The organism is Devosia sp. P2_G7 (assembly GCF_056403495.1).
The window spans coordinates 24,839-51,043 of record NZ_JBFUFI010000011.1 but is presented as its reverse complement, the minus strand read 5'-3'; the positions used below and the strand labels follow the sequence as shown (position 1 = coordinate 51,043).

Here is a 26,205-nt window from a genome sequence, read left to right as displayed (position 1 = left end):
GAGCTAGTCCTGATCGATGTAGATTGGGCTGGAAATGGCGCGCCGGATCGGCTCGTCCGTGAGGTGTGACCCCTTGAGCTGCCACGGCAATTCGCCGCGTTCACTCGCCGCCTTGGTGAACTCCTCCACCAGCCACCGCCGGCTGGCCTTGGCGATGATCTCGGCGCGCACGAATTTCTCAGCGCCATCCAGCAGCGCCAGTTCGCCCCGCCATTCGCCGCTGGTGATCTCCTGCTCGGTGATCGTCCCGCGCGCATCGATCCACGCCAGCACATCGCCCCGCGCGCCTCGCACCAGCGCTTCGCAATGCAGCGGCGCCGTCACCGACGAACCCATCGGCTCGCCATTGACGCTAATCTCTAGATGCGGCCCCTTCGGCCCTTCCGTGACATAGCCGCGCCCAGCCTTCATCGCCGCGAGCACTGCGTCCTCGCTCAGCTCCGGCAGCCACAGCACCGTGGTCGGCCGCGCCAACACGAGCGGGCCCTCCGGCTGCAGCTTGGCCGGTTGGTGATAGTCGCTGCCGCCGATCGCCGAGATGCGAAGCCCAGCCGCCAGCCGTTCCTGCCAGCGCGCCAGCGACACCCAGTTCCACGCCATCCAGGTCGATTGCCAGACCTCCTGGCAGTCGGCCGCCGGGAACACGTAGTCCCAGGGAATGGTCGGCTTGTCGTGGTTGATCGACAGCAGCCCGCCCTTCCGGTGCACCATCTCCGCCAGCACATGCGCGTCCGACGGCTTGGTCATGCGGAAGTCGATCCACTCGTCGACCCCATAGACATTGGCGTGCCCCACCGCCGTGGTCACCTCCATGCCGCGCACGAACACCAGGTCCGGCGACGACGCCGGATGGAAATACCGCCGCTGCGAAATCGTGTTGTGGTCGGCAATCGCCAGGAAATCGAGCCCCGCCTGCTGCGCCGCCCGATGCAGCGTCTCGGGCGACCCAGCCGCGTCCGAATGGAACGTATGGCAGTGCAGATCGCCCCGATACCACCCAGCCCCCGCCCGCACCGGAAACGTCCGCACCGGCTGCGGATTGGTCGGCCGCTCGGCGCTATCGAGCTCGATGGTAACGGTCACCTCGGCGCCATCGGCCGGCACCTTGTACAGCCCCAGGATGACGTTCCAATCACCCGCCTGGATCGGCCCGTGAATGTATCCCGGCGTCGCGTTGTCGGTGGCAACGAAGAACCGGTCCCGAAACCCGCCCGACCAGCCTCGAAAACCCTCCTCCGACGGGTAGGGCGTCATCCGCGGATCGAACATCCCCAGGTCGATCACACAGTCATCCGCCTTGGGGTAGGCCAGCCTCACATCGATCCGCGTTGTGCCGGCGGGCACGCTGACCGGGACGTAGAAATACGGGTCCCGCGCCTGATCGGCCTGGGTGATGTGGGCTTTGACGATCTGGCTCATGGCGCGCCGCCATCAGCAGACGGCCCCCTCCCATCCTCCCCCACAAGGGGGGAGGTGCCGCATCCAGCGCTTGGCACCATCGAGCCACGAACTCGACTCTTCACCTCCCCCCTTGTGGGGGAGGCCGGGAGGGGGCCGTCTGCTTCAGTCAGCCCCCTCACAGCGGCCTCTCCCCATCCGCCGCAATCCGCTTCCCCTCCGCGTCAAACAATGTCGCATGCGCCCCATCGAACGTGAACGCCACGTTCTCCGTCGTCTCCACCACATCGTCGGTGAAGATCCGCGCGGTCACCCGCCCGCCGTCCTGGCGCTCGAACGTCACCAGCTTCTCCGGACCCATGTTCTCGTTCGCGAACAGCTTGCCGCTGACCATGTTCACGTCGTTGATCGTGCCCATGCTGAGATGCTCCGGCCGCACCCCCAGCGTCACGCCCGCGCCCTTGCCGAGCGCCGCCTTAATCCCCTGCGACAGCGGCACGTCGCGAACCAGCACGCTGTGCGCGCGCAGCGTCAGCGTCTCGCCCTCGATCGTCCCCTCGACGGGGATCATGTTCATCGGCGGATTGCCCACGAAGTTCGCGACAAACGTCGTCGCCGGCCGCCGGTAAATCTCGATCGGCGGTGCGAACTGCACTATCCGCCCGCGGTCCATCACCGCAATCCGTGTCGCCAGCGCCATGGCTTCCGCCTGGTCGTGGGTCACGTAGACCGCGGTCATCCCCATGTCGCGCTGCAGGTGGTTGAGGAAGCCGCGCGCCTCGAGCCGCAGCTTCGCGTCGAGGTTCGAGAGCGGCTCGTCGAACAGGTACACCCGGCTCGGATAGACCAGCGCCCGCGCCAGCGAGGTGCGCTGCTGCTGCCCGCCCGAAATCTGGCTCGGCAGCCGCTGCAGCAGGTCGCCGATCTTCAGCACATCGGCCACTTCCTTGGCCCGCTTATGCCGCTTCTCTACACTCTCGCCACGCACCTTGAGCGGGTACGCGATGTTGTCGGCGAGGTTCATGTGCGGGTAGAGCGCATAATCCTGGAACACCATCGAGATCTGCCGATCCTTCGGATGCAGGTGCGTCACGTCATCCGGCCCGATCATGATCTTGCCCGAGCTCGGCGTCTCGAGCCCGGCGATCATCCTCAGGCTGGTGGTCTTGCCGCAACCCGATGGGCCGAGCAGGCAGATGAACTCGCCATCTGCGACCTTGAAACTGATGTCCGAGACGGCATTGAAGGTGCCGAAGCTCTTGGTGACGTTCTGGAATTCGACCGAGGCCATTAGGCTTTGATTCCACCGAAGAAGCGGAAGCCGAACTTCCAGCTGACGAAGAGATAGAGGGCGACGACGGGCAGGGAGTAGATCAGCGAGTACGCCGCGAGCAGCGTCACGATCGGCGTCCCCGCCTCGGAGTAGAACGAGTAGATCGCGACCGAGGACGGCATCAGGTCGTCCGAGCGGAGCAGGATGAAGGGGATCAGGAACGAGCCCCAGATGTTGACGAACGCCCACACCACCACGACCACGATGCCCGGCCGGATCACTGGCAGCGCCACATCGAAGAACGCCTGCACCGGCGACGCACCGGCCACCATCGCGCTCTCCTCGTAGGTCTTCGGGATGCCGTCGATGAAATCGCGCAGGATGAACATCGCCGTCGGCAGCAGCCCGCCGGCGAACACCAGGATCACCGCGATATGCGTGTCCATCAGCCCGACCGACGAGATGATGAGGAAGATCGGCACCATCGCCGCGGTCCCCGACACCACTGACGAAAACAGCAGCAGCACATAGGTGACGACGCCCTTGCCTGGCAGCGACGAACGGCTGAGCGCATAGGCCGCCAGCGTCGCCGCAGCCGCGACGAGGATCACTCCGCCGACGCTCTGGATCAGGCTGTTCAGCAGCCCGCGCATGGCAAAGCCATTGCCGAACACCGTCATGAAGTTCTGCAGCGTCCACGGATCGGGCACCGCGATGCCCAGTTCGGCTCGCGCGTTGAACGGCGCGAAGATGAACCAGATCAGCGGCAGCGCGAACAGGATGCCTATGATCGCGGCGAGCGCCGAAAAGCCGATACGGGCCAGCAGTTGCGGGAAGCTGAGCCTCATTCCTGCACCGCCTTGACCTTCTTGCGCCCGAACGACAGGTAGATCAGCGCGAACACCAGGTTGATCAGCATGATGATCACGCCCACGGCCGCGCCCTTGCCGAAGTCGAACTCCCGGAAGGCGATGCGGTAGTTGTAGATCGACAGCAGCTCGGTCCGGTAGCTCGGCCCGCCATTGGTCAGGATGAACGGCGTGAACACGTTGAACGTCCACATGGTGATGAGGATCAGGTCGGTGATCACGTGCCCGCGGATCAGTGGCAGCCCAATATCGCGAAACTTCTGCCAGCTCGAGGCACCGGCCACATCGGCCGCCTGGAAGTAGCTCGGCGGGATCGACGCGAAGGCCGAGTTGAACAGCATCATCGAGAACGCGGCGCCGCGCCACGTGTTGAAGATGACGATCACCCAGAACGGCTGCTGCAGCAGGAAATCCCCCGCCGGCAGGCCCAGACCCCTGAGGATCATGTTCAGCGTGCCGTTGTCATAGTCGAGGAAGGCGAACCAGGCGAAGCCGATCACCACCTCGGGCAGGATCCACGCCGCGATGACGGAGGCTTCGACGATGCGCTTGAGGGCAGCGGGGATGGTCTGCATCAGCCAGGCCAGCAGCAGCCCGAGCAGCGCCTGCCCGACCAGCGCCGACAGCAGCACGAACTGCGTGGTGAGGATCAGCGAGAAGCCGAACTGCCCGCGCGTGAAGAACGTCGCCGGGTCGAACAGCTGCAGGTAATTCCCCAAGCCGACGAACTCGGGACTGAGCGCGGTCTTGCCCAGCAGCGTCCGATTGGTGAACGAAACAAAGATCACCCAGAAGAACGGCAGCAGCACAAACACGCCAACCAGGGCCGCAGCGGGCGCGAGGAATGCGGCGCCAGCGCGGTGGGAGAGTAGGGAGAAGTTGCGCTTCTTCATGCGGATAACTCGGAGCGCAAAAGATACCCCCACCCCTGTCCCCTCCCCACAAGAGGGAGGGAGACGCCAACGCTGGCGCCGAGCATGAGGTTACGAAGACTGCTCGGGAGGGTCTCCTCCCCCCTTGCGGGGGAGGGACGGGGTGGGGGGAGCGTTTCCCGCACCGCCGGCAGCGTCTCGCCGTGCATCTCAGCCAACCGTCTCAATATGACAACCCCAATCGAAAAAGACCTCCCCGGCCGCAGACAGTAAGCCGGGGAGGCGTTCCCAGGGAGCGCCCGGCTCAGGGAGGGCCAGGCGTGGGAGGACGGGCCGCGGGGAGGCGGCCCGCCGAACTCAGAGCTTCGAGACCGTGTTGGCTTCGCCAACGATTGCGATCACCGCCGCCTTGTACGCAGCCATTGCGTCCTCGGGGCTGGCTTCGCCCGAAACCACGCTCTCGGTCATGCGCTGGATCTCGGCCGAGACCTTGTTGTAGTTGGGGTCGTTCGGCCGGGCCGTGGTGATCGGCAGCAGCGATTCCTGCGTCTTCTGCAGGTAGACGTTGTTCGGCGTCGCCACGTCGTCGCGGATGCGGCGGGCCTCACGGAAGCCCTGGAACGCGGTCAGCGATTCCTGGCTGTTCATGTAGCTGAGCAGCGCCCAGGCCTCGGCCGGGTTCTTGGTCGCCGGGTTCAGCACGAAGCCCGTACCGCCCGAAACCGTCACGTAGTCCTGCCCGCGATAGCCCTTGCCCGGTTCCTGCGCCGGCATCGAGGCCCAGGTCACTTCAGCGTCGCGGTTCTCGAGCCCGAATTCGGCGCCGGGCGCCATCACCGAGTTGAAGAACCAGTCGCCTTCGACCAAGAGCGCCGTCTTGCCGTCGCGGAAGTTGGTGAAGGTGCGGTTGCGGCCGTCACCGAGCAGCTGCGCACGCTGGTCGCCCAGCTGCTCGTCCACATAGATGGTCTTGTAGAGGTTGAGGGTGTCGAGGATGCCCTGGCTCGAAACGATGTACTTGCCGTTCTCGTCGACGACGCTTTCGCCCGTCCCGAGGATCGCCATGTAGTAGCCCTGCATAGTGGTGGCTTCGCCCATGTTCACGCCGGCATTGAGCTGCAGCGGAAACGAGTCGGGGTTGGCCTTCTTGATGGCGCGGGCGGCGTCGAGCAGTTCGGCCCACGACTTCGGCTGGAAGGTGTCCGGGTCGAGCCCGGCCGACTTCAGCAACTCCTTCCGCACGAAAATGGCGCGCACGTCGGTGCCGAGCGCCAGGCCATAGGCTTTGCCGCCATAGCTCATCAGCGACTTGGCGCCTTCCGAGATGTGGCTCCAGCCTTCCCAGCTGTTGACATCAGCGCCGGCCACTTCGTCGAGCGGCTTCAACAGCCCGCCTTCGACGAACGAGGGGATCAGAAAGCCATCGAACGCCGCAACGTCAGCGCCCGCGCCGGTCGAGAAATCGAGCGCCAGCTGCTGGGTCATCTGCTCGTCCTTGCCGCCGAACTCGTTCAGCGACACGGTGACGTCCTTGCCGTCGGCCTTCATCTTGGCGGTGAAGCCGGGGATCACGCTTTCCTTGATCCAGGTCGCGGTCTCGCTGTTCACGCCGCCGACGACGCAGCGGCAGATCACCGTCAAGTCGACCGCGAATGCGGGCGTGATCATCGTAGTGGCAGTAGCTAGGCCCAAATACAGGGCGCGCAGACGATTGCTCATCGCTTAAATTCCTCCCATGTGGCGCCGCTTTTCGGGCGCCGAATTGGCGATAGCGACGGTCAATCCTCCCCGCCGCAGCTCACGATCTCAGAATGAACACGCTTTCATTCATCGTCAAGCCGTAGAATGCCTGTTGCGAATGACAGCGGTATGACGCGTCAGTAGAATGTTTGTTCCATTCGCGGTGGCGTCGGTAATTGTTCCGTAACATCATGGGTTTAGCCTATTCGTGCGCTGGATCGGCTTGACAGGGGCCGAAACGAACCGGCAGAACAGCTTTGCACACGATTTCAATCTAGGGCAGCAAGGCAGACCTTTTGAGCGATCCGGCAACCCGCAACCGCAGCCGCGCCACCGCCGATATGGTGGCCCGCACGGCCAATGTTTCCCGCGTCGCCGTCAGCCGTGCCTTCAATCCCCATGCCTCGATCAAGCCCGAAAAGCGCGACCTGATTCTGAAGGTCGCGCAGGAGCTGAACTACACGCCTGATATGGCGGCCCGCTCGATGGTCACCGGCCGCTCGCACCTCGTCGGTATCATCGTGCCGGATATCTCGGGGCCCTGGGAAAGCCAGGAGCTCGACGCCATGACCACGGCGCTGCAGGCCGAGGGTTTTGCGACCCTGCTGTTCCGCACCCGCGATGACCTGTCGCTCGACGAAACACTGCTCACCTACATGAAGGGCTTCAACCCGGACTCGGTCATCGCCTATGCCGAGAACGTCCGCCCCACCACGCTCGCCCGCGTGCTCGATCGCGCCGTGCCGATCTACATCGGCTACCCCGACGAGGAGGGCGGCGAGGCCGAAGCCGCCCCACTGTTCGACCGGCTGGACGTGCTGCAGCGGGAGGGCATCGAGCAGGCTGTCGCGCTGATGCAGGGCTACGGCGCCAGGAAGTTCGCCTTCCTCGCCGGCAAGACCAACTCGCTCGCCACCCACTCGCGCGAGCGAATGGTCCGCAAGGTCCTCGCCGAGCGCGGCCTGCCGCCGCCCATCCGCATCCCGGGCGATTACACCTACGACACCGCCTATCGTGAGACGATCAACCAGTTCCGCGTCGGCGAGCCGGTCGATGCCATCTTCGCCGCCAATGACGTCGGTGCGTTCGGCGCCATCGACGCGCTGCGCCACGAACTCGGCCTGCGTGTCCCGCAGGACGTCAAGGTCGTCGGCTTCGACGACATCCACCAGTCGCACTGGAAAAGCTACAACCTCACCACCGTGCACCTCGATCTGCCCGAGCGCACCCAGGCCCTGCTGCGCCTGATCCTCCGCCGCCTCAAGAACCCCACCTCACCCTCGCTCACCGAAACCGTGTCGACCCGCCTGGTCGTCCGCGGCACCGTGGGCTGATCGCCAGAGTTATGACCGAAAAGATCCACCTGGTCTTCAAGACCCACCTCGACATCGGCTTCACCGACCACGCGGCGAAAGTCCGCGCCCAGTATCACGACCGCTTCATCCCGCAGGCGATCGACACCGGCGAGCACTTCTTCGCCGAGGATCCGGCGAACCCGAAATTCATCTGGACCACCGGCGCCTGGCTGATCTGGGACCATCTCAACTCGCAGTCACCCGAGCGCGTGCAGCGCCTCGAGCGCGCCATCGACCGCGGCCTCATCCGCTGGCACGCGCTGCCCTTCACCACCCACTCCGAGCTGATGTCCCCGGCGGTGTTCCGAGCTGGCCTCAGCTACAGCCAAGAGCTCGACAAGCGCTTCGGCAAGACCACCATTGCCTCGAAGATGACCGACGTCCCCGGCCACACCATCGGCATCGTGCCGCTGCTCGCCGAGGCCGGCGTCAAATTCCTGCATCTCGGCGTCAACTCAGCCTCGCCGCCGCCCGACGTCCCGGACGTGTTCCGCTGGCGCGCCCCCGATGGCAGCGAAGTCGTCGTCATGTACCAGAAGACCTACGGCGAAACCTCCTTCCCGGAAGGGTTCGATACCGGCCTAAGCTTCGCCCACACCAACGACAACATGGGACCGCAGAGCGTCCCGCAGACCGCCGACGCCTGGCGGGAACTGCAGCGCCACTACCCCGATGCCGAGATCGTCGCCTCGACCCTCGACGCCTATGGCGAAATCCTCTGGGCCCGCCGCGAGGAATTCCCGGTCGTCGACCTCGAACTCGGCGACAACTGGATTTTTGGCGCCGGCACCGACCCCGACAAGATCAAGCGCTTCCTGCACCTGCAGCGCCTCTACGATCGCTTCGCCGAGACCGAGCTCACCCCCAGCCGCCTCGCCTTCGGCCGCGGCCTCACCATGGTCGCCGAACACACCTGGGGCGTCGACATCAAGTCCTACCTGCGCGACGACAAGGCCTGGGACCGCCCGGCCTTCGAAGCCGCCCGCAAGACTGATCACCGCTTCCAGTACTCAGAAGCTTCGTGGGCCGAGCAACGCGCCTATCTCGACGCCGCCGTCGCCGAACTCGACCCCGCCGACCGCGCCCTCGCCGAGGCCCCCGAGGATCCGTCCATCGAAGGCAGCGGCTGGTTCGTCGAAACCGATCCCGCCACCGGAGACGTCATCCTCATCCGCTCCCCCGCCGGCGTCGAACTGCGCGGCGAGAACCACAGCCTCCTCGGCTACCGTTACGAGAGCTACGACGCCGCCGACATCGCGGCCCACATGGACACCTACCTGACGCACCGCGCCGAGTGGGCCATCCTCGACCACACCAAGCCCGGCCTCGACCGCGCCGCCACCGCCCGCTCGCAGAGCTTCGCCCCCAACGGCCAGCTCGAACTCGACCCGGCCGCCCACGCCCAACTCGGCGCGCCAGCCCGCGTCGTCTACCGCTTCCGCGCGCTCGACGACCGCCATCTCGAGATCTCAGTCGAGCTCATCGACAAGCCCGCCAATCGCATGCCGGAAGCCAGCTTCGTCACCTTCACGCCCGCAGGCCCGCACGACTGGCAGTTCCTCAAAACCGGCCAATGGCTGAACTCCAGCCATGTCGCCCCCAAGGGCGGTGGCCAATTGCAGGCCGTCGCCGCCGTCCGCGCGCCCGGCATCGAACTCCGCCCTCTCGACACCCCGCTTGTCGCCCCCGCGGCGACCGTGTTCATGCCCTTCAACCCCAACCCACCGGATTTCTCCGCCGGTCTGCGCTTCAACCTCCACAACAACAAGTGGGGTACCAACTTCCCCATGTGGTGGGGCACCGACCGCTTTGCGGCCCGGTTCGTGCTGGAGCTTAAGTAGTTTCCGCGCAGTCCCGCGACGTCCGCTGAAGCCGATGTTAACGATCGGGCGACTATTGTACTCCGATGGGACGCATCCAGAACCTGCCGGAAGATGAGCCGAAGCTGCTCCGCTTCGATCAAGGCGGCGCGCTGCTTCGCAAGGTCATCGAGAGCGCCGCCGTCGGCATGGCGCTGGTCGGCGTCGATGGCCGGCTACTCTATCTCAACAGCGCCTTCGCTGAGATGGTCGGCGGCAGCATTGACGATTTCACAGGTGCGCAGCTAGCCGATTTCGCCCATCCCGACTGCGACGCCGCGCTGCCGCTTCACCTCGGCCGGCTGGTCGATGGCGAGGCCGAGGAACATCGCGCCGAGTGCCGCCTGAAGCACGCCGACGGCAGCGCCATCTGGGTCCTCGCCGTCGCCTCGGTCCTGCGCTCGGATACGACCGGCAGGCCGCTCTACGTCATCCTCCAGACCACCAATATCGATCGCCAGAAACGCGCCGAGGCTGCACTCGTCCATGCCGAAAGCCGCTGGAGCTTCGCCCTCGAGGCGGCGGGGCAGGGCGTATGGGATCACGATAAGCCCAACGACGACATGTTCTATTCGCGCACCTGGCGAACCATGCGCGGCTACCGCCCCGACGAGTGGGTCGATCCCGACCAGGAAGCCTGGCTGGCGCGCGTCCACCCCGACGACGTGCCGCGCATCCGCGCCAATGTCGACAAGCAGGATCTCGGCGAGGAGGGCTTCGAAACCCTCGAGTACCGGGAGCGCCATCGCGACGGCCACTGGATCTGGATCCTGAGCCGCGGCCGTCCGGTCGAGTGGGACGAGAACGGCGTCTCCACCCGCACCATCGGCACCGACACCGACATCACGCGCCTCAAGACCATCGAGGCTGAGCTCGCCGAGGAAAAGGAGCGGCTCAAGGTCACGCTCCAGTCGATCGGCGACGGCGTCATCTCCACCGACGACAAGCGCCGCGTCACCTTCATGAATACCGTCGCCGAAACGATGACCGGGTGGACCGTCGACGAGGCGATCGGCCGCCCGGTCGATCAGATCATTCCCATGGCCGAGGAGCGGACCGGTCGCATCGCCGCCAGCCCGGTCGCCCGCTGCCTCCTCACCGGGGACGTCACCTATGTCGACGAGGACGTCGTGCTCGAGTCGCGCGATGGGGCTCGCCGCGATATCCGTTGCTCGGCCGCGCCGCTGCGCACCCCCGAGGGCGCCGTGATTGGCGCCGTGCTGGTGTTCCAGGACGTCAGCTCGAGCCGTGCCTTGCAGCGCCAGCTGGCCCACTCGGCCACCCACGATGGTCTGACGGGCCTGCCAAATCGGGTCGCCTTCGAAAAGGCGCTCGGAACGGTAGCCGTGGAAGCCGCCCGCGAGCGCCGCCAGCACGCGCTGTGCTTCATCGACCTCGATCACTTCAAGCCGGTCAACGACGGTGCCGGACATGCCGCGGGTGACGCGCTGCTGCGCAAGGTGGCGGCAGTCATCGGCAGCAGCTGCCGCCGGCAGGATTTTGCCGCTCGCATCGGCGGCGACGAGTTCACGATCCTGCTCTCCGACTGCCCGCTCGATGCCGCCAGCCGCGTCGCCGAAAAGATCGCCGCCGCGATCGCCGACATCGATTTCCAGGCGGGCGGTGCGGCCTACGGGATCGGTGCCAGCATCGGCATTACCTGCGTCGACGAAAACGCCCCGCCCACCGACGAACTCATGCGTCGAGCCGACGAGGCCTGCTACACCGCCAAGGCGCTGGGTCGGGGCAGGGTGGTAGTGTACGAAGCAGCGTCCTAACCGAGCACGGACGCCGCGATAACCCCGGCAAATCCGACCAGTGCCACCGAAGCCACCCGCCGGACGATCCCCGCATTTCGCTCGCCTGACGCCGCCCCAATGGCGCGGCCCACCAGGATCCAGGCGAACCCCACACTCGGTACTGCCACAGCGAACGCCACGATGAACCAGGCAAGCGCAGGGTGCTCGGCCGGGAGGATGCTCAGCGCAAAGATCAGTGCCTTGGGGTTGAGCAGCGTGGTGATGAACACGCTGCGCACGCCGACCGTCTGCGCCCCGGTCAGCGCTTCATTGTGCCGCCACAGCCGGATCGCCACCCAGCCCAGGTACAGCACCACCGCGATCTTCAACCCGACCCCGACCAACGGATAAGCATGGATCACCGGCCCCAGTACGATGCGGATCGCCGCAATCGCAATCAGGTAACCGGCAAGTTCCCCGACGAGCAGCGGCAGCGAGCGCCGCACGCCCACCATCGCGCCGGACGTTGCCAGCAGCGTATTGGTCGGCCCGGGCGTGCCCAGGATCGTCAGCACGGCCAGCAAGAACAGGATCGGATCAGTCATTCGATAGTCGCCCTCGCGTCACGCGTGAGTCCAGCCGATCGGCGGCTGGCGTGCAAGACCCTCAGCGGAGGTAGTGCGCCCGCATCTGCCGCGGCGTCAGCCCATAGGCGTTGCGGAACTGCACATAGAACTGGCTCAGCGCCGTAAACCCGCTCTCGAACGCCACGTTCTCGATCGACAGGCTCCCCTCGAACAGGAGCGAGCGCGCCCGGATCAGCCGCATCCGCACGACGAACTTGTGCATCGGCACCCGCATCACCTCGGTGAACAGGTTCAGCGCATAGTTCGGGTGCAGCCCCACGACCTTCGCCACGTCCTCCGCCCGTAGCGGCTCCGACAGGTTCTCGAGAATGTGCCGGATCATCGCCACCACATAGCGCAGCGGCGAGGCAGCGCGCGTCGACGATCCGACGCTCTCGATCCACGGCTCCATCAGCACGTCCCAGCCCGTCACCGCGGCGCGGCGCAGCATCAGCGCGATTTCTTCCTTGAGGATGTCGGTCCGCTCCGCATCGCCCGAGCGATAGTCGTGGTACCAGCGTCGGAGCGTGTCGTCGCCGATCGTCTCGGGGGGGAGCATCACCACGCCGCCGCCCATCATCGTTTCGGTCAGCTTTCCGAGGTTGGGCATGTGCAGGAAGCTGTCGAGCGGCAGGTACACATTACACTGGCGACTATCGGCGTGAGGCCCCGTATCCAGCCCGACCGTCTGGTGCGGGATGCCGGCCCAGAACAGCACCAGCCGCTGCGGCGGGATCTTGAGCGGCCGCCCGTCGATGACGTAATTCATGCTGCCGGCGGTCAGCCAGTTGAGCTCGATATGCCCGTGGAAGTGTTCTTCCGGCATGATCTGCGGATCGAACCAGCGGATGCCGAAGCGGCCAAAGGCTTGCATCTGCGCATAAAATCGCCGGTCAGGCCGCGGCACCGGGGCAGTCGCCTTCTCCCGTGGCTTGTTTGGCGAAAAGTGCTGGGGCTGCTCGGTCATCGGTCTCTGTGACAATCTGTAAAAACCGGAAATACTCATTCAGATAATCGGATTGTACGGTCCCGCGCAAGGTCTACCATTTTGAGGCTGGGGCAAGTGACGGTGGGTTGGAGGCCTGCCGTCGGACACGTGTTGTGTCGGCCTCGAGCCTAGGGAGGAAACATGCGTAAACACCTATTTGCCCTTGGCGGGGCAGGGCTTCTGCTTGGCGTCTCGATCATCGCCGCACAGGCCCAGATCGTTCCGCCCACAACGCCGCCCGATCCGCCGAAGTTCGATGCCCAGGGCACGCCCAACTTCGTCGGCATCGGTGACATCTATGAGTACAAGGCGCTGCCGGCTTACAACGAGCCGGAGTATGTGAAGGCCTTCGAGGCTGCAGGCAAACTGCCGCCGCTGGTCGATCGCCTGCCCAAGGAGCCGATGGTCTTCAAGTCGGCCAACATGCCCGACGGCATCGGCGTCTATGGCGACGTCATGCGCCATGTGATCGGCGGCCGGCCGGAAGGCTGGAACTATATGGCCGGCCAGTCGCAGGGCTGGGGCGGCATCGATATCGGCACCATGGAGTGCCTGACGCGTACGGCGCTGCTGTATGAGGTCAAGGCCGAAGACCTGGCGCCCATGCCCAACCTCGCCAAGAGCTGGGAATGGAGCGAGGATGGCCACAAGCTGACCATGCACCTCGTCGAAGGCGCCAAGTGGTCGGATGGTGTCGAGTTCACCTCGGAAGACGCCATGTTCTACTGGGAAGACAACGTCGTCGACCCGAACGTGACGCCGCTTAACGGCGCGTCGCCGGAAATGTTCGGCGAGGGCACCACGCTCGAGGCCCCCGACAAGTACACGCTGGTCTGGACCTTCAAGGAAGCGTTCCCGCGCCAGTACCTGTACCAGATGGCCTACGGCAACTTCTGCCCCGGCCCGGCGCACATTTTCAAGCCGCTGCATCCCAAGTACAAGGCCGGCGCCACGTACGACGAGTACAAGAACGCCATCAAGCCCGAGTACATGAACATCCCGGTGATGGGCGCCTGGGTGCCTGTCGAGTATCGGCCTGACGACATCGTCGTCCTGCGCCGCAACCCGTACTACTGGAAGGTCGACGATCAGGGCAATCAGCTGCCCTACCTCAACGAAGTCCAGTATCGCCTGAGCACCTGGGCCGACCGTGACGTGCAGGCCGTGGCCGGCACCGGCGACTTCTCAAACCTCGAACAGGCCGAAAGCTATGTCGAGGCGCTGAAGCGCTCTGCCGATCCCAACGCTCCCGCCCGTCTTGCCTTCGGTGCCCGCACCATCGGCTACACGCTCTATCCGAACCTCTCTGGCAATGGCTGGGGCGAACCGGATGCGCGTCAGCAGGCGGTCCGCGAGCTCAACCGCAACGAAGACTTCCGCAAGGCGGTCACCTACGCGATTGATCGGCAGCGTCTGGGCGAAGCTCTGGTGAAGGGCCCGTTCACCGCCATCTACCCGGGCGGCCTCTATGCCGGCACGACGTACTACGACAAGGACTCGACCGTTTACTACCCGTACTCGCTCGAGTCTGCTAAGGAACTGCTGGCCAAGGCCGGCCTCGTGGATACGGACGGCAACGGCGTCGTGAACTTCCCCGCGGGCACCGCTGGTGGTGGCGACGTCGAGATCACGCTGCTCGCCAACGCCGACTACCAGACCGACAAGAACCTGGCGGAAGGCGTCATCGCGATGATGGAGCCGCTTGGCATCCGTGTCATCGCCAACTTCCTGACCGGTACGCAGCACGATGCAACCTACCAGTCGGGCAAGTTCGACTGGCGTGTTGCCCGTAACGGTTCGGAACTGATCTCCGTGGTCCAGAATACGACGGCGCTCGCGCCGACTGGTCCGCAGGTCAGCGGTTCGCACCGCGCCGGCACTGACGGCACGCTAGATCTGCTGCCGTGGGAGAAGGACCTGGTCGACACCGTCAACGCGTTCATCGCTACCGATGATTCCGCCAAGCGCCTCGATCTGATGAAGACGTACCAGAAGATCTATACCGAGAACCTCTTCGGTATCGGCCTGACGCAGTACCCTGGTGCGCTCATCATCAACAAGCGCTTCGCCAACATCCCGCCGGGTGCTCCGATCTTCATGTTCAACTGGGCTGAAGACAACATCATCCGCGAGCGCGTCTACGTTCCGGCTGACAAGCAGCAGGCTTACGAGCTGCATCCTGACACCCTCCCGGGTGCCCCTGGTTCTGCCGGCGCGGAATCCTTGTAACGCCCGCAACTGCAGACCAAAAGCGAGGGGGCTCTGGCTCCCTCGCCACCTCCCGCCTCACGAAGTGGAGGTTGGCCCGGCCTTAGGAGTTTCGAACATGCTGCAATTGCTGCGCTTCCTGGTGATGCGGATACTGGCAGCCGTGCCGATCCTTCTCGTGCTGAGCGTCGTCACCTTCGCCATCATCCAGGCCCCGCCGGGCGACTACGGCGACTACATTCGCTCCATGCTGATCAATCAGGGTGGCGCTACGATGGAAGAGGCTGAAAAGCAGGCGGAGATCTACCGCGAGCAGAACGGTCTCAACGATCCGCTTCCGGTCCAGTACATCAACTGGATGGGGGGCATCGTTACCCGCTTCGATTTCGGCCATTCGCTATATTACAACAAGCCGGTCGGCGACGTGGTGGCCGAGCGCCTGCCGCGCACCATTATGCTAGCGCTGACCTGTCACCTGTTCGCGTCTGTCATCGGCATCGGCATGGGCATCATCGCAGCCACGCGACAATATAGCTGGGTCGATACCGCCTTCGGCATCATCTCGTTCCTCGGCATGACCGTGCCACGCTTCCTCCTGGCGCTGATCATCATCTACATCCTCGCCTTCAAGCTGAACGTGCAGGAGATCGGCAGCTTCTTCTCGTCGAGATACGGCGGCGCGCCCTGGAGTTGGGACAAATTCGTCAACCTCGTCTCGCACGTCTGGCCAGTGGTCTTTATCGCCACCTTCGGCGGGCTCGCCTACAACATGCGCGTCATGCGGGCCAATCTGCTCGATGTGCTGAACTCGCAATATGTCGAGACGGCGCGAGCCAAGGGCATGTCTGAAGGCGCGGTGATCATGAAGCATGCCGTCCCCAATGCCCTGCATCCGCTTATCGCCTACCAGGGCGTGGCGCTGCCCTATATGCTCACCGGCGAAATTGAAGTTGCCATCGTCTTCGGCCTCGCCACCGTCGGCCCGGCGATCACCGGCTCGATGGCCGTGGGCGACGTGTACGTCACCGCCACCTTCGTCCTCGTGCTGGCCGTCACCCTGATGGTGGGCAACATCCTGTCTGATCTGCTGCTCGCTGCGGTCGATCCGCGCGTACGGCTCGGCGGGGAGAACCGCGAATGACCGATATCACCCACAAACCCATCCTGGCCGATACCGTCACCCCTCCCGCCGTCACGCCGCCGGCAGAGCCGGTCATCGCCGCCCGTTTCGCCCATGGCAACGAGACCTACATCACGCTGGTCTGGCGTCGCTTCCGCCGCTCTACCATGGGGATGATGGGCCTGACCCTGACCGTGGCGCTGCTGTTGATGGCTATCTTCGGCGATTTCTTCGCCCCGATGGACCCCAAGCGGGCCGAGATCGGTTTCGCACCACCCGACCATGTCGAGTTCAGTGCGCCCGATGGCAGCTTCAGCCCGATCCCGTTCGTCTACCCGATCATCGAGACCGGCGAGTTCGATCCGGTCACCTTCCAGCCGATGACCGGCCCGGACAAGTCCAACCCCACCGAGCTCGGTTTCTTCGTCCGGGGGCACCGCTACAATCTGCTCGGCCTGATCCCGACCGATATCCACTTCTTCGGCGCCGTCGATGGCCGGCCGATCCACTTCCTCGGCACCGACAAGTTCGGCCGCGATATCCTGTCGCGCGGTATCGTCGGTTCGCAGATTTCGCTGACCATCGCGCTGGTGGTGGTGCTCCTGACGACGACGCTCGGCACGTTCGTCGGCATTGCCTCAGGCTATCTCGGCGGCAAGCTCGATACCTGGGTGCAACGCTTCGTCGAACTGGTGCTGGCCTTCCCCCAGCTCCCGCTCTACCTCGCACTCACCTCACTGATCCCGGTGACCGCGCCGTCCAACGTCTTCATCGCCTTCGTCATCGGGGTCATGGCGGCGCTCGGCTGGGCCCAGCTCAGCCGTGAAGTCCGCTCCAAGACCCTGGCGCTGGCCCGTATCGAATATGTCCGCGCCGCCATTGCCGTCGGCTCGTCCGACATGCGGATCATCGGCCGCCATATCCTGCCTAACGTCTCCAGCCACCTGATCGTCGCGGTCACCATCGCGATCCCCAGCGTGGTGCTGCTCGAGAGCTTCCTCGGCTTCCTCGGCTTCGCCGTGAAGCCGCCGCTGATCTCCTGGGGCCTGATGCTGCAGGATACCGGCACCTTCTCGGTGATCGGCTCCTATCCCTGGATCCTCAGCCCCGTCGTCTTCGTCCTGATTACGGTCTTCGCCTTCAACGCGCTGGGCGATGGCCTGCGCGACGCGATCGACCCCTATTGAGTATGGCCATGAGCAACACCTCGAACGTCGATCTCGCTCCCCCTGAGCGCTATGACCTCGGCAGCCACGGCCGCGAGTTGATCCTCGATGCCCGCAACATCGCCGTCGACTTCAAGGTCGAGGGCGGCATCGTCAACGCCGTCCGCGACGTCTCCTTCCAGCTCCACAAGGGTGAGACCATCGCGCTGGTCGGCGAAAGCGGCTCGGGAAAATCCGTCACCGCCCGCACCGTCATGCGCCTCCTGACGCGGCGCGCCAAGATCGGCAAGCAGACCCGCATCAGCCTCGGCGGCAAGGACATCGTCAGCCTCAGCGACCCGCAGATGCGCAAGCTGCGCGGCAACGACCTGTCGATGATCTTCCAGGAACCGATGAGCTCGCTGAACCCGGTCTACACCATCGGCCAGCAGCTTTGCGAAATCCTGCATCTGCACAACCGCATCAGTCGCCGTGAAGCGATGGACCGCGCCCGTGCGCTGCTCGAGGAGGTGCAGATCCCCGAGCCCGGCGCGCGGCTCCGCCAGTATCCGCACCAGCTCTCGGGCGGCCAGCGCCAGCGCGTCATGATCGCCATGGCACTCGCCAACCGCCCCGACGTGCTGATCGCCGACGAGCCGACCACCGCGCTCGACGTTACCGTGCAGGCCCAGATCCTGAACCTGATCAAGGATCTGAAGTCGAAGTACGGCATGGCCGTGATCCTGATCACCCACGACCTGACGATCGTCAAACAGTTCTCAGACTACGTCTATGTCATGCAAAACGGCCGGGTGCAGGAGCACAACACCACCGAGGCACTGTTCGCCAATCCGCGCCACAGCTACACCAAGCACCTGCTCGCCTCCGAGCCGAAGGGCGCGGCGAAACCGATCGAGGCCAACTCCCCGACCGTGCTCGAAGGCAAGGACGTGAAGGTCGCCTTCACGCTCAAGCGCGGCGGCTTCTTCAATCCCGATTTCTTCGAGTTGGTCGCCGTCGACAAGCTCTCGCTCAACCTGAAAAAGCACGAGACCCTCGGCCTCGTCGGCGAATCCGGCTCGGGCAAGACCACCTTCGGCCAGGCCCTCATCCGCCTCATCGCCAACCAGGGCGGCGAGATCCTGTTCGATGGGGAGCGGATCGACACCAAGGATCGGCAGGCCATGCGCCCGCTGCGATCCCGCATGCAGATCGTCTTCCAGGACCCCTTCGCTTCGCTGAACCCCCGCATGTCGGTGCGCCAGATCATCGAGGAAGGGTTGATCGTCAACAACCTCGGCGGCAACAGCCGCGAGCGCGGCGAACGCGTCCGTCAGGCCCTGCGCGATGCCGGAATGCCCGACACCATTCTCAACCGCTTCCCGCATGAGTTCTCGGGCGGCCAGCGCCAGCGCCTCGCCATCGCCCGGGCCATCGCGCTTGAACCCGAGTTCATCCTGCTCGACGAGCCGACTTCGGCACTCGACCTTTCGGTGCAGGCCCAGATCATCGAGCTGCTGCGCAAGCTGCAGGACGAGAAGGGTTTGAGCTACCTCTTCATTTCGCACGACCTCAAGGTCGTCAAAGCCCTCTGCCACAGGGTGATGGTCATGCAGTACGGCAAGATCGTCGAAGAGGGGCCGGTGAGCCAGGTGCTCGAAAACCCGCAAACCGAATACACCTCGCGGCTCGTTAGGGCCGCGTTTGAAATCGCGGCCTAGCCCGCCGACAGCCTTACGGAGACTCATTTCATGGCCAACCCAAAGATCACCTTCATCGGCGCCGGCTCGTCCGTGTTCATGAAGAACATTGTCGGCGACATCCTGCAGCGCGAGGCGTTGACCGGCGCCGAGATCCGCCTGATGGACATCAATCCGCAGCGCCTCGAAGAAAGCGCCATCATCGCCGGCAAGCTGGTGAACACCCTCGGCGTCCCCGCCACCGTGACCACCTATTCGAACCAGCGCGAAGCCCTCGACGGCACCAATTTCGTCGTCGTCTGCTTCCAGATCGGCGGGTACGAGCCCTCGACCGTCGTCGATTTCGAGGTCCCCAAGAAGTACAACCTGCGCCAGACCATCGCCGACACTCTCGGCGTTGGCGGCATCATGCGCGGCCTCCGCACCGTGCCGCACCTCTGGTCGATCTGCGAGGACATGCTCGAAGTCGCCCCCGAGGCGGTGATGCTGCAGTACGTCAACCCGATGGCCATCAACACCTGGGCCATCGCCGAGAAGTACCCCACCATCAAGCAGGTCGGCCTCTGCCACTCGGTGCAGGGCACCGCGATGGAGCTCGCCCACGACCTCGACATCCCGTACTCCGAGATCCGCTACCGCTCGGCCGGCATCAACCACATGGCCTTCTACCTGAAGTTCGAGCACCGCCAGGCCGACGGCTCCTATCGCGATCTCTACCCGGACCTCGTTCGCGCCTACCGCGAGGGCAGGGCGCCCAAGCCCACCTGGAACCCGCGCTGCCCCAACAAGGTGCGCTACGAGATGCTCACCCGCCTCGGCTACTTCGTCACCGAGAGCTCCGAGCACTTCGCCGAGTACACGCCGTACTTCATCAAGGAAGGCCGCGAGGACATCATCGAGAAGTTCGGCATCCCCCTCGATGAGTACCCCAAGCGCTGCGTCGAGCAGATCGCCAAGTGGAAGACCACCTCCGAGGAGTACCGCAAGGCCAACACCATCGAGGTCAAGCAGAGTAAGGAATATGCCTCCGAGATCGTCAACTCGGTCTGGACCGGCGAGCCCGGCGTCATCTACGGGAACGTGCGCAACAACGGCGTCATCACCAATCTGCCCTACAACGCCGCCGTCGAGGTCCCGTGCCTCGTCGATAGCTCGGGCATCCAGCCGACCTATATCGGCGACCTGCCGCCCCAGCTCACGGCCCTCATCCGCACCAACATCAACGTTCAGGAACTGACCGTTGCGGCGCTGATGACCGAGAACAAGGAGCACATCTACCACGCCGCGATGATGGACCCCCACACCGCTGCCGAGCTCGATCTCGAGCAGATCTGGAACCTCACCGACGACCTCCTCGCCGCCCACGGCGACTGGCTCCCGGAATGGGCGCGCCCGGCCAAGAAGCAGCGCGTCGCCTAAGGCTGGACTCGATCTTCGGATCCTCCCCCGCACGGCGGGGGAGGATCCACCCAACGAGCGCCACGCAAAACTATTTCTCCTCCCTAACTGAACCCGCGGGCGTCACCGCGGGTTTCCTTTTTGTCAGGGGCGGCGCCCCCTTTGCCGTCCCGCCAGTACGGGAGAACGGACATGAGGGTCAGCGAATGCATGAGCACCGGCGTCGAGATCGCCTCGCCGGATAACTCGATCCGCGACGTCGCGCGCACCATGCGCGAGATCGACGCCGGCTGCATGCCGGTCGGCGAAAACGATCGCCTTGTCGGCGTCATCACCGACCGCGACATCGCCATCCGCGCCATCGCCGAGGGCATGGGCCCCGAGACGCGCGTTCGGCAGGTGATGAGCCAGGACGTGCGCTGGTGCTACGAGGACGAGGAGATCGACGAAGTCTCCGAGCAGATGGCCGAATACAAGATCCGCCGCCTCCCGGTGCTCAACCGCGAAAAGCGTCTCGTCGGCATGATCTCGCTCGGCGACGTCTCGCTCGCCGACGGCTCCACCAGCGGCGAGGCGCTGAAGGAAATCTCCGAGCCCGGCGGCATGCACAGCCAGCACTAGAGCGACTGAGGCAGACGGCCCCCTCCCAAGGGAAGTGACGAGTCGAGGCTGTTGCCTGATCGTGCCCAACGAACCGGCGAAGCACCTTCCCCCTCGTGGGGGAAAGGAGGGGGGTGTCTCTATCGACTATCCACTCGAAACGCCCCCGGCGCCGCTCCGGTCAGCTTCTCGAACGCATGATTGAACGCCGCCTGGTCGAAATAGCCCAGCCGGTGCGCCAACTCGGTCAGCGAGTCCGGTGCCCCGGCATTTAGCGTTTCGACCGCCTCGAGCATCCTGTAGCGGTCGATCACCCACTTGGGCGACACCCCGACATACTCATCGAACAACCGCTGCAGCGCCCTGATGCCCATCCCGAAAGCCTCGGCCAGCGCCGACGCCGACGCCAGTTCGAGATTGGCTTCGGCAAACCTCACGATCCGCCGCGTCAGCCCGGCCTTCTCGTCCGGCTCCGGCAGTTGCGACCTGAACATCTCCTCCATCCGCTCCGCCATCCCCACCGGATCGTTGAGCCCCAGGAACTCCTCCTCCAGTTCGCCCGACGTCCGCGAAAACACCGTCTCGACCGGCAGCGACGCATCCGTGAGCGCACTCACCGCCTGCCCGAAGAATGGCCGGAACGCCCCCGGCCAGAACTTCGTCGCAAACACCCGCCCGGAACCATCAAGCGTCGTTTCGAACACCCCGGTCGCTGCCCCGAAGATCCCGGTCTCGCCCCGCGAGTCGACCACCACATGCTGGTTCGGATGGCTGAGGTTGCGCTGCGTGTAGGGCGGCCGCCCACCGAGATCGTAGAGAACCATCCAATGGTGCTCGATCCAGTCCCTGAGGTCCTCCGACGGCTCGAACCGCGTCAACTCGAAATGCTCGAAGCTGGTTTTCTTGTGCAGCAGCCCGCGCGCCGGCTTCACCGCCGGGTCGATCGCCTTGGGATCGCTCCGTCTCATGTCGGCCCGCGTCAGCTCACGCCGCCCATCTGCGACGTCCGCACTACATGGTGCTGTACGAACTCCGTCCGCTCCACCAGGAACTCGTCGTCCTCGGGGTAGTATTGAGCCCGCTGATAGTCCTCGCCGGCAAAGCGCTTTACCGCCTCGATGTCGGTCCACCAACTGAGCGTCGTGACCGTGCTGAGGCCGCCGGGCTCCGCGCTCGTCAGGATCTGAAAGCCGAGATTGCCTTCAGTCGCTGCGTAATGAGCCCCGCCGGTTTCCTCGATATAGGCCACATAGCGCGCCTCGTCCGCTGTGCGGATACGGGCCGACCATTGCCGCAGGATCATCCCCCGATCTCCTCTGTCGCGAAACTACAATTGCCCGAACCGCCCGGCCGCTACGCTCCTCCCATCATCGGAAGGAACCGCTATGAAGACCGCCAAAGGCACGATTCTCCACAACAACTGGGACGAGAAACCCTATCACGAAGCCGCCCCACTGAAATCGACCGAGGCGAAGATCGACATCGTCATGCACGGCGCCATCGAAGCCACCGGCCCTGGTCGCTACCTGATGCAATACCCCACCGCCGAGACCTGCCATTATTCCGGCTACCTGGTCATGGACGGCGCGCTCGACGGCAAGGCCGGCCAGTTCATCATCTACGAGGTCGGCGACTGGACCAACGGCATCGCCGCCAGCAAATGGCAGATCGTCGAAGGCTCCGGCACCGGCGAGTTGAAGGGCATCACAGGGCAGGGCAGCTACGCCGCCGAACACGACAAGACCGTGCATTACGAGCTGAACTACGCGCTCTAAGCACCAGCCTCTCGGACATCTCTCCCTCGGCGGGGGAGAAAGCGAAAACTTGGGCTTAGCGCAGCTAAGTCCTTAGTTTTCGCAAGAGAGGGGGTGCGGAGCCATCGTGCCTCCCAGTATCCCCTCTCTTGCGATTTCTAAGGCTTAGCGAAGGGCTAAGCCCAAGAAATCGCTTTTCTCCCGCAGGGGGAGAGATGAAGGCGGGCATCACCCCATCCCCCGTACGACCTCCAAAAACTCCGCATGCCCCAGCGCCTTGCTGGCCGCCTGCTTGTATTCCTTCACCAGCCCCTCATGCGTCTCCCGCGCGAACTTCCGCAATTTCGGATCGCGCGCCATCTCCGCCTTCGCCACCGCCGGATCGAGCAGCCCGAGCCCGTCCAGCACCGGATAGTGCAGTTGCGTCTCTACGTGCGGCAGCCCGAACAGATAGTCCGGGAAATGCTCCCGCCGCGGCATTTCCGTCCGCCACCGCGCCAGCCGCTCCTTCGTCTCCGGATGAATCCGGTGCTCCCGCACCTCGCGCCAAAACGGCGTGTCGTCCCGCTCGGTCATGTAGTGAGTGTTGACGAACGTGCGGAAGTCATCGACCTGCCGCCCGACCCGCTTGTTGTAGTCGTCGCGCAGCGCCTGGGTCATCTTTCCGGGCTCGCGCAGGTACTGCCCCGCGAACATCATCATCTGGACGATTGTGCCGTGGATCGAGGTCGACTCGAGCGGCTCGAGGAAGCTCGAGCTCAGTCCCACGGCCACGACATTGTTGATCCAGGCCTTCTCGAGCCGCCCGATCTTGAACTGGATGTCGCCGCGCACCTCGATCTTGCGGCCCAGCACCCGCTCCACCTCGGCATGTGCCTCATCGGGCGTCCGGAACTCGTCCGAGTACACGTAACCGCAGCCATACCGGTACTGCGTTGGGATCTGCCACATCCACCCGGCTTCCTGCGCCCAGGCGCGGGTGTAGTTGGCAATCTCCTCGCCCGGCTCCACCGGTAGCCAAAAGGGCAGGGCCCGGTTCACCGGCAGCTCGTGCTGGTACGAAATCCACGGCGCCTGCATCTCGCCGACGATCAGGCGCTTCCGGAACCCCGTCGCGTCGATGAAGAAGTCGCCCTGGAGCTTCTGTCCATCCTCGAACACCAGCGCCGTGACATCTCCGGTCTCGCCATGCCGCTCGACGCCCGTCAGCACGTTGTCGACGATCTCGACGCCCTGCGACTTCTCCTTGAGGAACTTCCCCACCAGCGACTGGTCGAAATGATAGGCCGGCAGGAACGGTCCCAGCGGCTGCAGCGATCCGTCCGCCTTCTGCGCCCACGGCGCCTTCTTCTGCTTCAGCAGCGGCCCGAACAGATGCATGTCCTGCACCGGCTCGTTCACCGACACCGCATAGACGTTGAGATAATCCGACGGCGCTCCTGGCGGGGGCCTCACGACCGCGTGCGGGTCATCGATCGGCCCGTAATAGGTGAAGCCCTTCCGCCGCCAGTCCTCGTGCCGGATGCCGAGCTTGTAGGTCGCCTCGGTCTTCCTGAAGAACTCGAAGATATCAATGCCGAAATGCGTCAGGAACACGTGGAAGGCGGCCGTCGTCGCCTCACCCACCCCCACGGTCGGGATCTTGCTGGACTCGACAACGCTGAGCTTCGCATCGAGCTTCAGCCGCTTGATCGAGTCCTGAATGATGAAGGCCGCGATCCACCCAGCCGTGCCGCCGCCCACGATAACGAAATGCGGTTGCCCCGCCATGATTGTAGTCCTCCCTGGCCGCAGGAAAGACGATGCGAGCGAGGCGAGCAAGGGGCTGAGTTCAGACGAAAGTCCGGAAACTACAGGTCGGCGCGTCGACCCCTAACGCCATCGGCAAGTTATCGTGGTGCGCCGCTCTGTTGTTGGCCGACCCCGATGTCGCTGTCATCCTCGAGCGGCACGTAAATCGACGCGACCACCGTCAGGATTACAAGACACGCGCCTACCAGGACCAACGCTGCGATGAAGATGCGGCGCCGGTGTATGGCGTCGGCAGGCAGTCGACTGCTAGGCGTCATAGTCCCCTCGACGAACACTGGACCACCGTGCCGCAGTGAACGTCAAATCACAGTAATACGTTCGAGTGGGTAAGCCGTTAAAGCCGGTAGACCCGCTCCGCGTTGCGCCAGAACAGCTTCTCCTGCTCAGCCATGCTCGCTCCGCTCACGATCTCCGTCGTGGCGTTCGCCCACTTCGTCAGATCCGCGAACAGCGTCACCACCGGATGGTCGCTCCCCCACACCACGCGATCCCAGCCGAACGTCTCGATGACGAACTCGATATACGGCCGGATCGTATCCACGGTCCAAGTCTCGTCCACATTGGCCAGAATCCCCGACACCTTGCACACCACGTTCGGCAGCTCGGCCACCCGCTCGAGCCTCGTGGTCCAGCTTTCCCATTCCGCCTCGGCAATTTTGGGGTTGCCGCAGTGGTCGAGCACGAACTGCGTCCCGGGACACGCCTGGATCAGCGGCGGCGCCAGCATCAGCTCATGCGACTTCACGCAGATGTCAAAGGTCATGCCGTAGCGCGGCAGCAGCCGCACATTGTCGATGAAGGTCTGCGTTTGGCTGAGCTCCGCCGGCTGCCCCTGCAGCAGACGCCGGATGCCTTTCACCCTGCCGAGCGCCTGCATCCTCTCGAGATGCGCCTCGAACCCCGAATGCTCGGGCCGTCCACTGGCAATCGCCCCGACCACCCGGTCGAGCCCCAGCACGAACTCGGTCTCATTAGCGATCTGCGGCTCGGCGACGTCCACCTCCATATGCAACGCCGCCTCGATCCCAAGCGGCGCCGCTTCCTGCCAATAGCTCTCGACATGCCACGGCTTGTTGATCGCTGGCGCCCCGCTGAGCCACGGATAGGAGAACCTGTCGGGATAAATGAGGTGCAGGTGCGTATCGATAATGCGCATGAATCGCCATGAGGAATGAGTGTTTGCGGCCGCAAGCTAGCACGGGGCCGGCGACGGAACGCTAGTACCAAGGGCGATATGGCAACTGTGGCTAGCGCGGCGCCGTCAGGCTGTCCTCGATGCGCTCGACCAGGTCGTCGAACCGCGCTCGCTCAGCTTCCGGATAGCTGATCTCGAAAGCCGAGACCGCTGTTCCATCCCGGCTCAGCATGAATTTGGCGTAGAAAATCGTGGGTACCCCCTCGTTCTCGAGATAGCCCGAAAGCACGAACCACGACCGACCACCCGCTCGATAGGTTATGCGGCGCGACGGGTCCGCCGTTTCCATCATTGCCCGGAACTCCCCCGCCGAAAGCGCCTCCGGATTCTTCACGCCGAACACGTCGAGCTGAGCCTCGCCGCCCACCTCCGACAGTTCCAACCGGTCCGTCGCGTTCTCGTCCACCTCGAACAAACCGATCGGCAGCGAAACCGAGAACCCCAACTGAGGATGAACATAGCGCCGCCAGCTTTGCGCCTGGGCCGGAACCGCGCAAAAGACCAAAATGAGCAGCGCAATGGCGCGCAACACAGGCATGTCATCCTCCCCATGA

General features: G+C 64.5%; 22 protein-coding genes. 10 read left to right on the top strand and 12 right to left on the bottom strand.

Going from position 1 to position 26,205, the window contains the following annotated elements; translation table 11 throughout:
* Nucleotides 1-3 precede the first annotated feature (3 nt).
* The 5 genes from AC1DWU_RS17310 to AC1DWU_RS17290 all read right to left on the bottom strand — a co-directional run bounded on the left by AC1DWU_RS17310 (nucleotide 4) and on the right by AC1DWU_RS17290 (nucleotide 6,131).
* Nucleotides 4-1,419 carry a CehA/McbA family metallohydrolase gene (locus tag AC1DWU_RS17310; RefSeq protein ID WP_477151248.1) on the bottom strand — a complete coding sequence of 472 codons (1,416 nt, stop codon included), beginning with the start codon at nucleotides 1,417-1,419 and terminating at the stop codon, nucleotides 4-6.
* Nucleotides 1,420-1,576: 157 nt separating this feature from the next.
* Entirely contained in the window at nucleotides 1,577-2,689 is a 1,113-nt protein-coding gene (locus AC1DWU_RS17305) for an ABC transporter ATP-binding protein (RefSeq protein WP_477151247.1), read from the bottom strand.
* Nucleotides 2,689-3,519 carry a carbohydrate ABC transporter permease gene (locus AC1DWU_RS17300; protein ID WP_477151246.1) on the bottom strand — a complete coding sequence of 277 codons (831 nt, stop codon included), beginning with the start codon at nucleotides 3,517-3,519 and terminating at the stop codon, nucleotides 2,689-2,691. Before AC1DWU_RS17300 ends, AC1DWU_RS17305 begins: the two co-directional genes overlap by 1 nt.
* The gene (locus AC1DWU_RS17295; protein ID WP_477151245.1) at nucleotides 3,516-4,433 is read right to left on the bottom strand and encodes a carbohydrate ABC transporter permease; all 918 of its coding nucleotides are present in this window, start codon (nucleotides 4,431-4,433) and stop codon (nucleotides 3,516-3,518) included. The genes AC1DWU_RS17300 and AC1DWU_RS17295 overlap by 4 nt, the downstream gene beginning before the upstream one ends.
* A gap of 336 nt (nucleotides 4,434-4,769) precedes the next feature.
* The gene (locus tag AC1DWU_RS17290; RefSeq protein ID WP_477151244.1) at nucleotides 4,770-6,131 is read right to left on the bottom strand and encodes an extracellular solute-binding protein; all 1,362 of its coding nucleotides are present in this window, start codon (nucleotides 6,129-6,131) and stop codon (nucleotides 4,770-4,772) included.
* A 317-nt stretch (nucleotides 6,132-6,448) separates the two neighbouring features.
* Between AC1DWU_RS17290 and AC1DWU_RS17285 the strand changes: the two genes are divergently transcribed.
* The 3 genes from AC1DWU_RS17285 (at nucleotide 6,449) to AC1DWU_RS17275 (ending at nucleotide 11,144) form a co-directional block, all read left to right on the top strand.
* Complete coding sequence (locus AC1DWU_RS17285; protein WP_477151243.1) at nucleotides 6,449-7,486, top strand: LacI family DNA-binding transcriptional regulator; 1,038 nt, start codon at nucleotides 6,449-6,451, stop codon at nucleotides 7,484-7,486.
* Nucleotides 7,487-7,497: 11 nt separating this feature from the next.
* A complete protein-coding gene (locus tag AC1DWU_RS17280) occupies nucleotides 7,498-9,348 on the top strand; it encodes a DUF5054 domain-containing protein (RefSeq protein ID WP_477151242.1) in 1,851 nt (616 codons plus the stop codon).
* Between the two features lie 65 nt (nucleotides 9,349-9,413).
* Nucleotides 9,414-11,144: a PAS domain S-box protein gene (locus tag AC1DWU_RS17275; RefSeq protein WP_477151241.1), complete on the top strand. Its 1,731-nt coding sequence runs from the start codon at nucleotides 9,414-9,416 to the stop codon at nucleotides 11,142-11,144.
* On the opposite strand, the gene AC1DWU_RS17270 is transcribed toward AC1DWU_RS17275, so the two are convergent.
* Nucleotides 11,141-11,710, bottom strand: coding sequence for a LysE family translocator (locus AC1DWU_RS17270; protein WP_477151240.1), 570 nt, complete (start codon nucleotides 11,708-11,710; stop codon nucleotides 11,141-11,143). The genes AC1DWU_RS17275 and AC1DWU_RS17270 overlap by 4 nt on opposite strands.
* 61 nt (nucleotides 11,711-11,771) lie before the next feature.
* Nucleotides 11,772-12,698 carry a helix-turn-helix domain-containing protein gene (locus AC1DWU_RS17265; RefSeq protein WP_477151239.1) on the bottom strand — a complete coding sequence of 309 codons (927 nt, stop codon included), beginning with the start codon at nucleotides 12,696-12,698 and terminating at the stop codon, nucleotides 11,772-11,774.
* Between the two features lie 162 nt (nucleotides 12,699-12,860).
* Here AC1DWU_RS17265 and AC1DWU_RS17260 point away from each other — a divergent pair, with 162 nt between their 5' ends.
* From AC1DWU_RS17260 to AC1DWU_RS17235, 6 genes are all read left to right on the top strand, one after another.
* A complete protein-coding gene (locus tag AC1DWU_RS17260) occupies nucleotides 12,861-14,948 on the top strand; it encodes an ABC transporter substrate-binding protein (protein ID WP_477151238.1) in 2,088 nt (695 codons plus the stop codon).
* Nucleotides 14,949-15,054: 106 nt separating this feature from the next.
* Nucleotides 15,055-16,068, top strand: coding sequence for an ABC transporter permease (locus tag AC1DWU_RS17255; RefSeq protein ID WP_477151378.1), 1,014 nt, complete (start codon nucleotides 15,055-15,057; stop codon nucleotides 16,066-16,068).
* 20 nt (nucleotides 16,069-16,088) lie between these two features.
* Nucleotides 16,089-17,234, top strand: coding sequence for an ABC transporter permease (locus AC1DWU_RS17250; protein ID WP_477151377.1), 1,146 nt, complete (start codon nucleotides 16,089-16,091; stop codon nucleotides 17,232-17,234).
* Nucleotides 17,235-17,242: 8 nt separating this feature from the next.
* On the top strand, nucleotides 17,243-18,913 hold the full coding sequence (locus AC1DWU_RS17245; RefSeq protein WP_477151237.1) for an ABC transporter ATP-binding protein: 1,671 nt from the start codon (nucleotides 17,243-17,245) through the stop codon (nucleotides 18,911-18,913).
* Nucleotides 18,914-18,943: 30 nt separating this feature from the next.
* The gene (gene melA / locus AC1DWU_RS17240) at nucleotides 18,944-20,311 is read left to right on the top strand and encodes an alpha-galactosidase (RefSeq protein ID WP_477151236.1); all 1,368 of its coding nucleotides are present in this window, start codon (nucleotides 18,944-18,946) and stop codon (nucleotides 20,309-20,311) included.
* Nucleotides 20,312-20,482: 171 nt separating this feature from the next.
* A complete protein-coding gene (locus AC1DWU_RS17235) occupies nucleotides 20,483-20,911 on the top strand; it encodes a CBS domain-containing protein (RefSeq protein ID WP_477151235.1) in 429 nt (142 codons plus the stop codon).
* A 119-nt stretch (nucleotides 20,912-21,030) separates the two neighbouring features.
* Here AC1DWU_RS17235 and AC1DWU_RS17230 read toward each other — a convergent pair whose 3' ends face one another.
* A complete protein-coding gene (locus tag AC1DWU_RS17230; protein ID WP_477151234.1) occupies nucleotides 21,031-21,858 on the bottom strand; it encodes an AraC family transcriptional regulator in 828 nt (275 codons plus the stop codon).
* A gap of 11 nt (nucleotides 21,859-21,869) precedes the next feature.
* Entirely contained in the window at nucleotides 21,870-22,193 is a 324-nt protein-coding gene (locus AC1DWU_RS17225; protein ID WP_477151233.1) for a hypothetical protein, read from the bottom strand.
* Between the two features lie 82 nt (nucleotides 22,194-22,275).
* Between AC1DWU_RS17225 and AC1DWU_RS17220 the strand changes: the two genes are divergently transcribed.
* On the top strand, nucleotides 22,276-22,665 hold the full coding sequence (locus tag AC1DWU_RS17220) for a DUF3224 domain-containing protein (RefSeq protein ID WP_477151232.1): 390 nt from the start codon (nucleotides 22,276-22,278) through the stop codon (nucleotides 22,663-22,665).
* A 207-nt stretch (nucleotides 22,666-22,872) separates the two neighbouring features.
* On the opposite strand, the gene AC1DWU_RS17215 is transcribed toward AC1DWU_RS17220, so the two are convergent.
* From AC1DWU_RS17215 to AC1DWU_RS17205, 3 genes are all read right to left on the bottom strand, one after another.
* On the bottom strand, nucleotides 22,873-24,414 hold the full coding sequence (locus AC1DWU_RS17215; RefSeq protein WP_477151231.1) for a tryptophan halogenase family protein: 1,542 nt from the start codon (nucleotides 24,412-24,414) through the stop codon (nucleotides 22,873-22,875).
* Nucleotides 24,415-24,790: 376 nt separating this feature from the next.
* Nucleotides 24,791-25,612 (bottom strand): amidohydrolase family protein, encoded by an 822-nt coding sequence (locus AC1DWU_RS17210; RefSeq protein ID WP_477151230.1) that lies wholly within the window; start codon nucleotides 25,610-25,612, stop codon nucleotides 24,791-24,793.
* 91 nt (nucleotides 25,613-25,703) lie between these two features.
* Nucleotides 25,704-26,189 (bottom strand): hypothetical protein, encoded by a 486-nt coding sequence (locus AC1DWU_RS17205; RefSeq protein ID WP_477151229.1) that lies wholly within the window; start codon nucleotides 26,187-26,189, stop codon nucleotides 25,704-25,706.
* Between the last annotated feature and the right edge of the window lie 16 nt (nucleotides 26,190-26,205).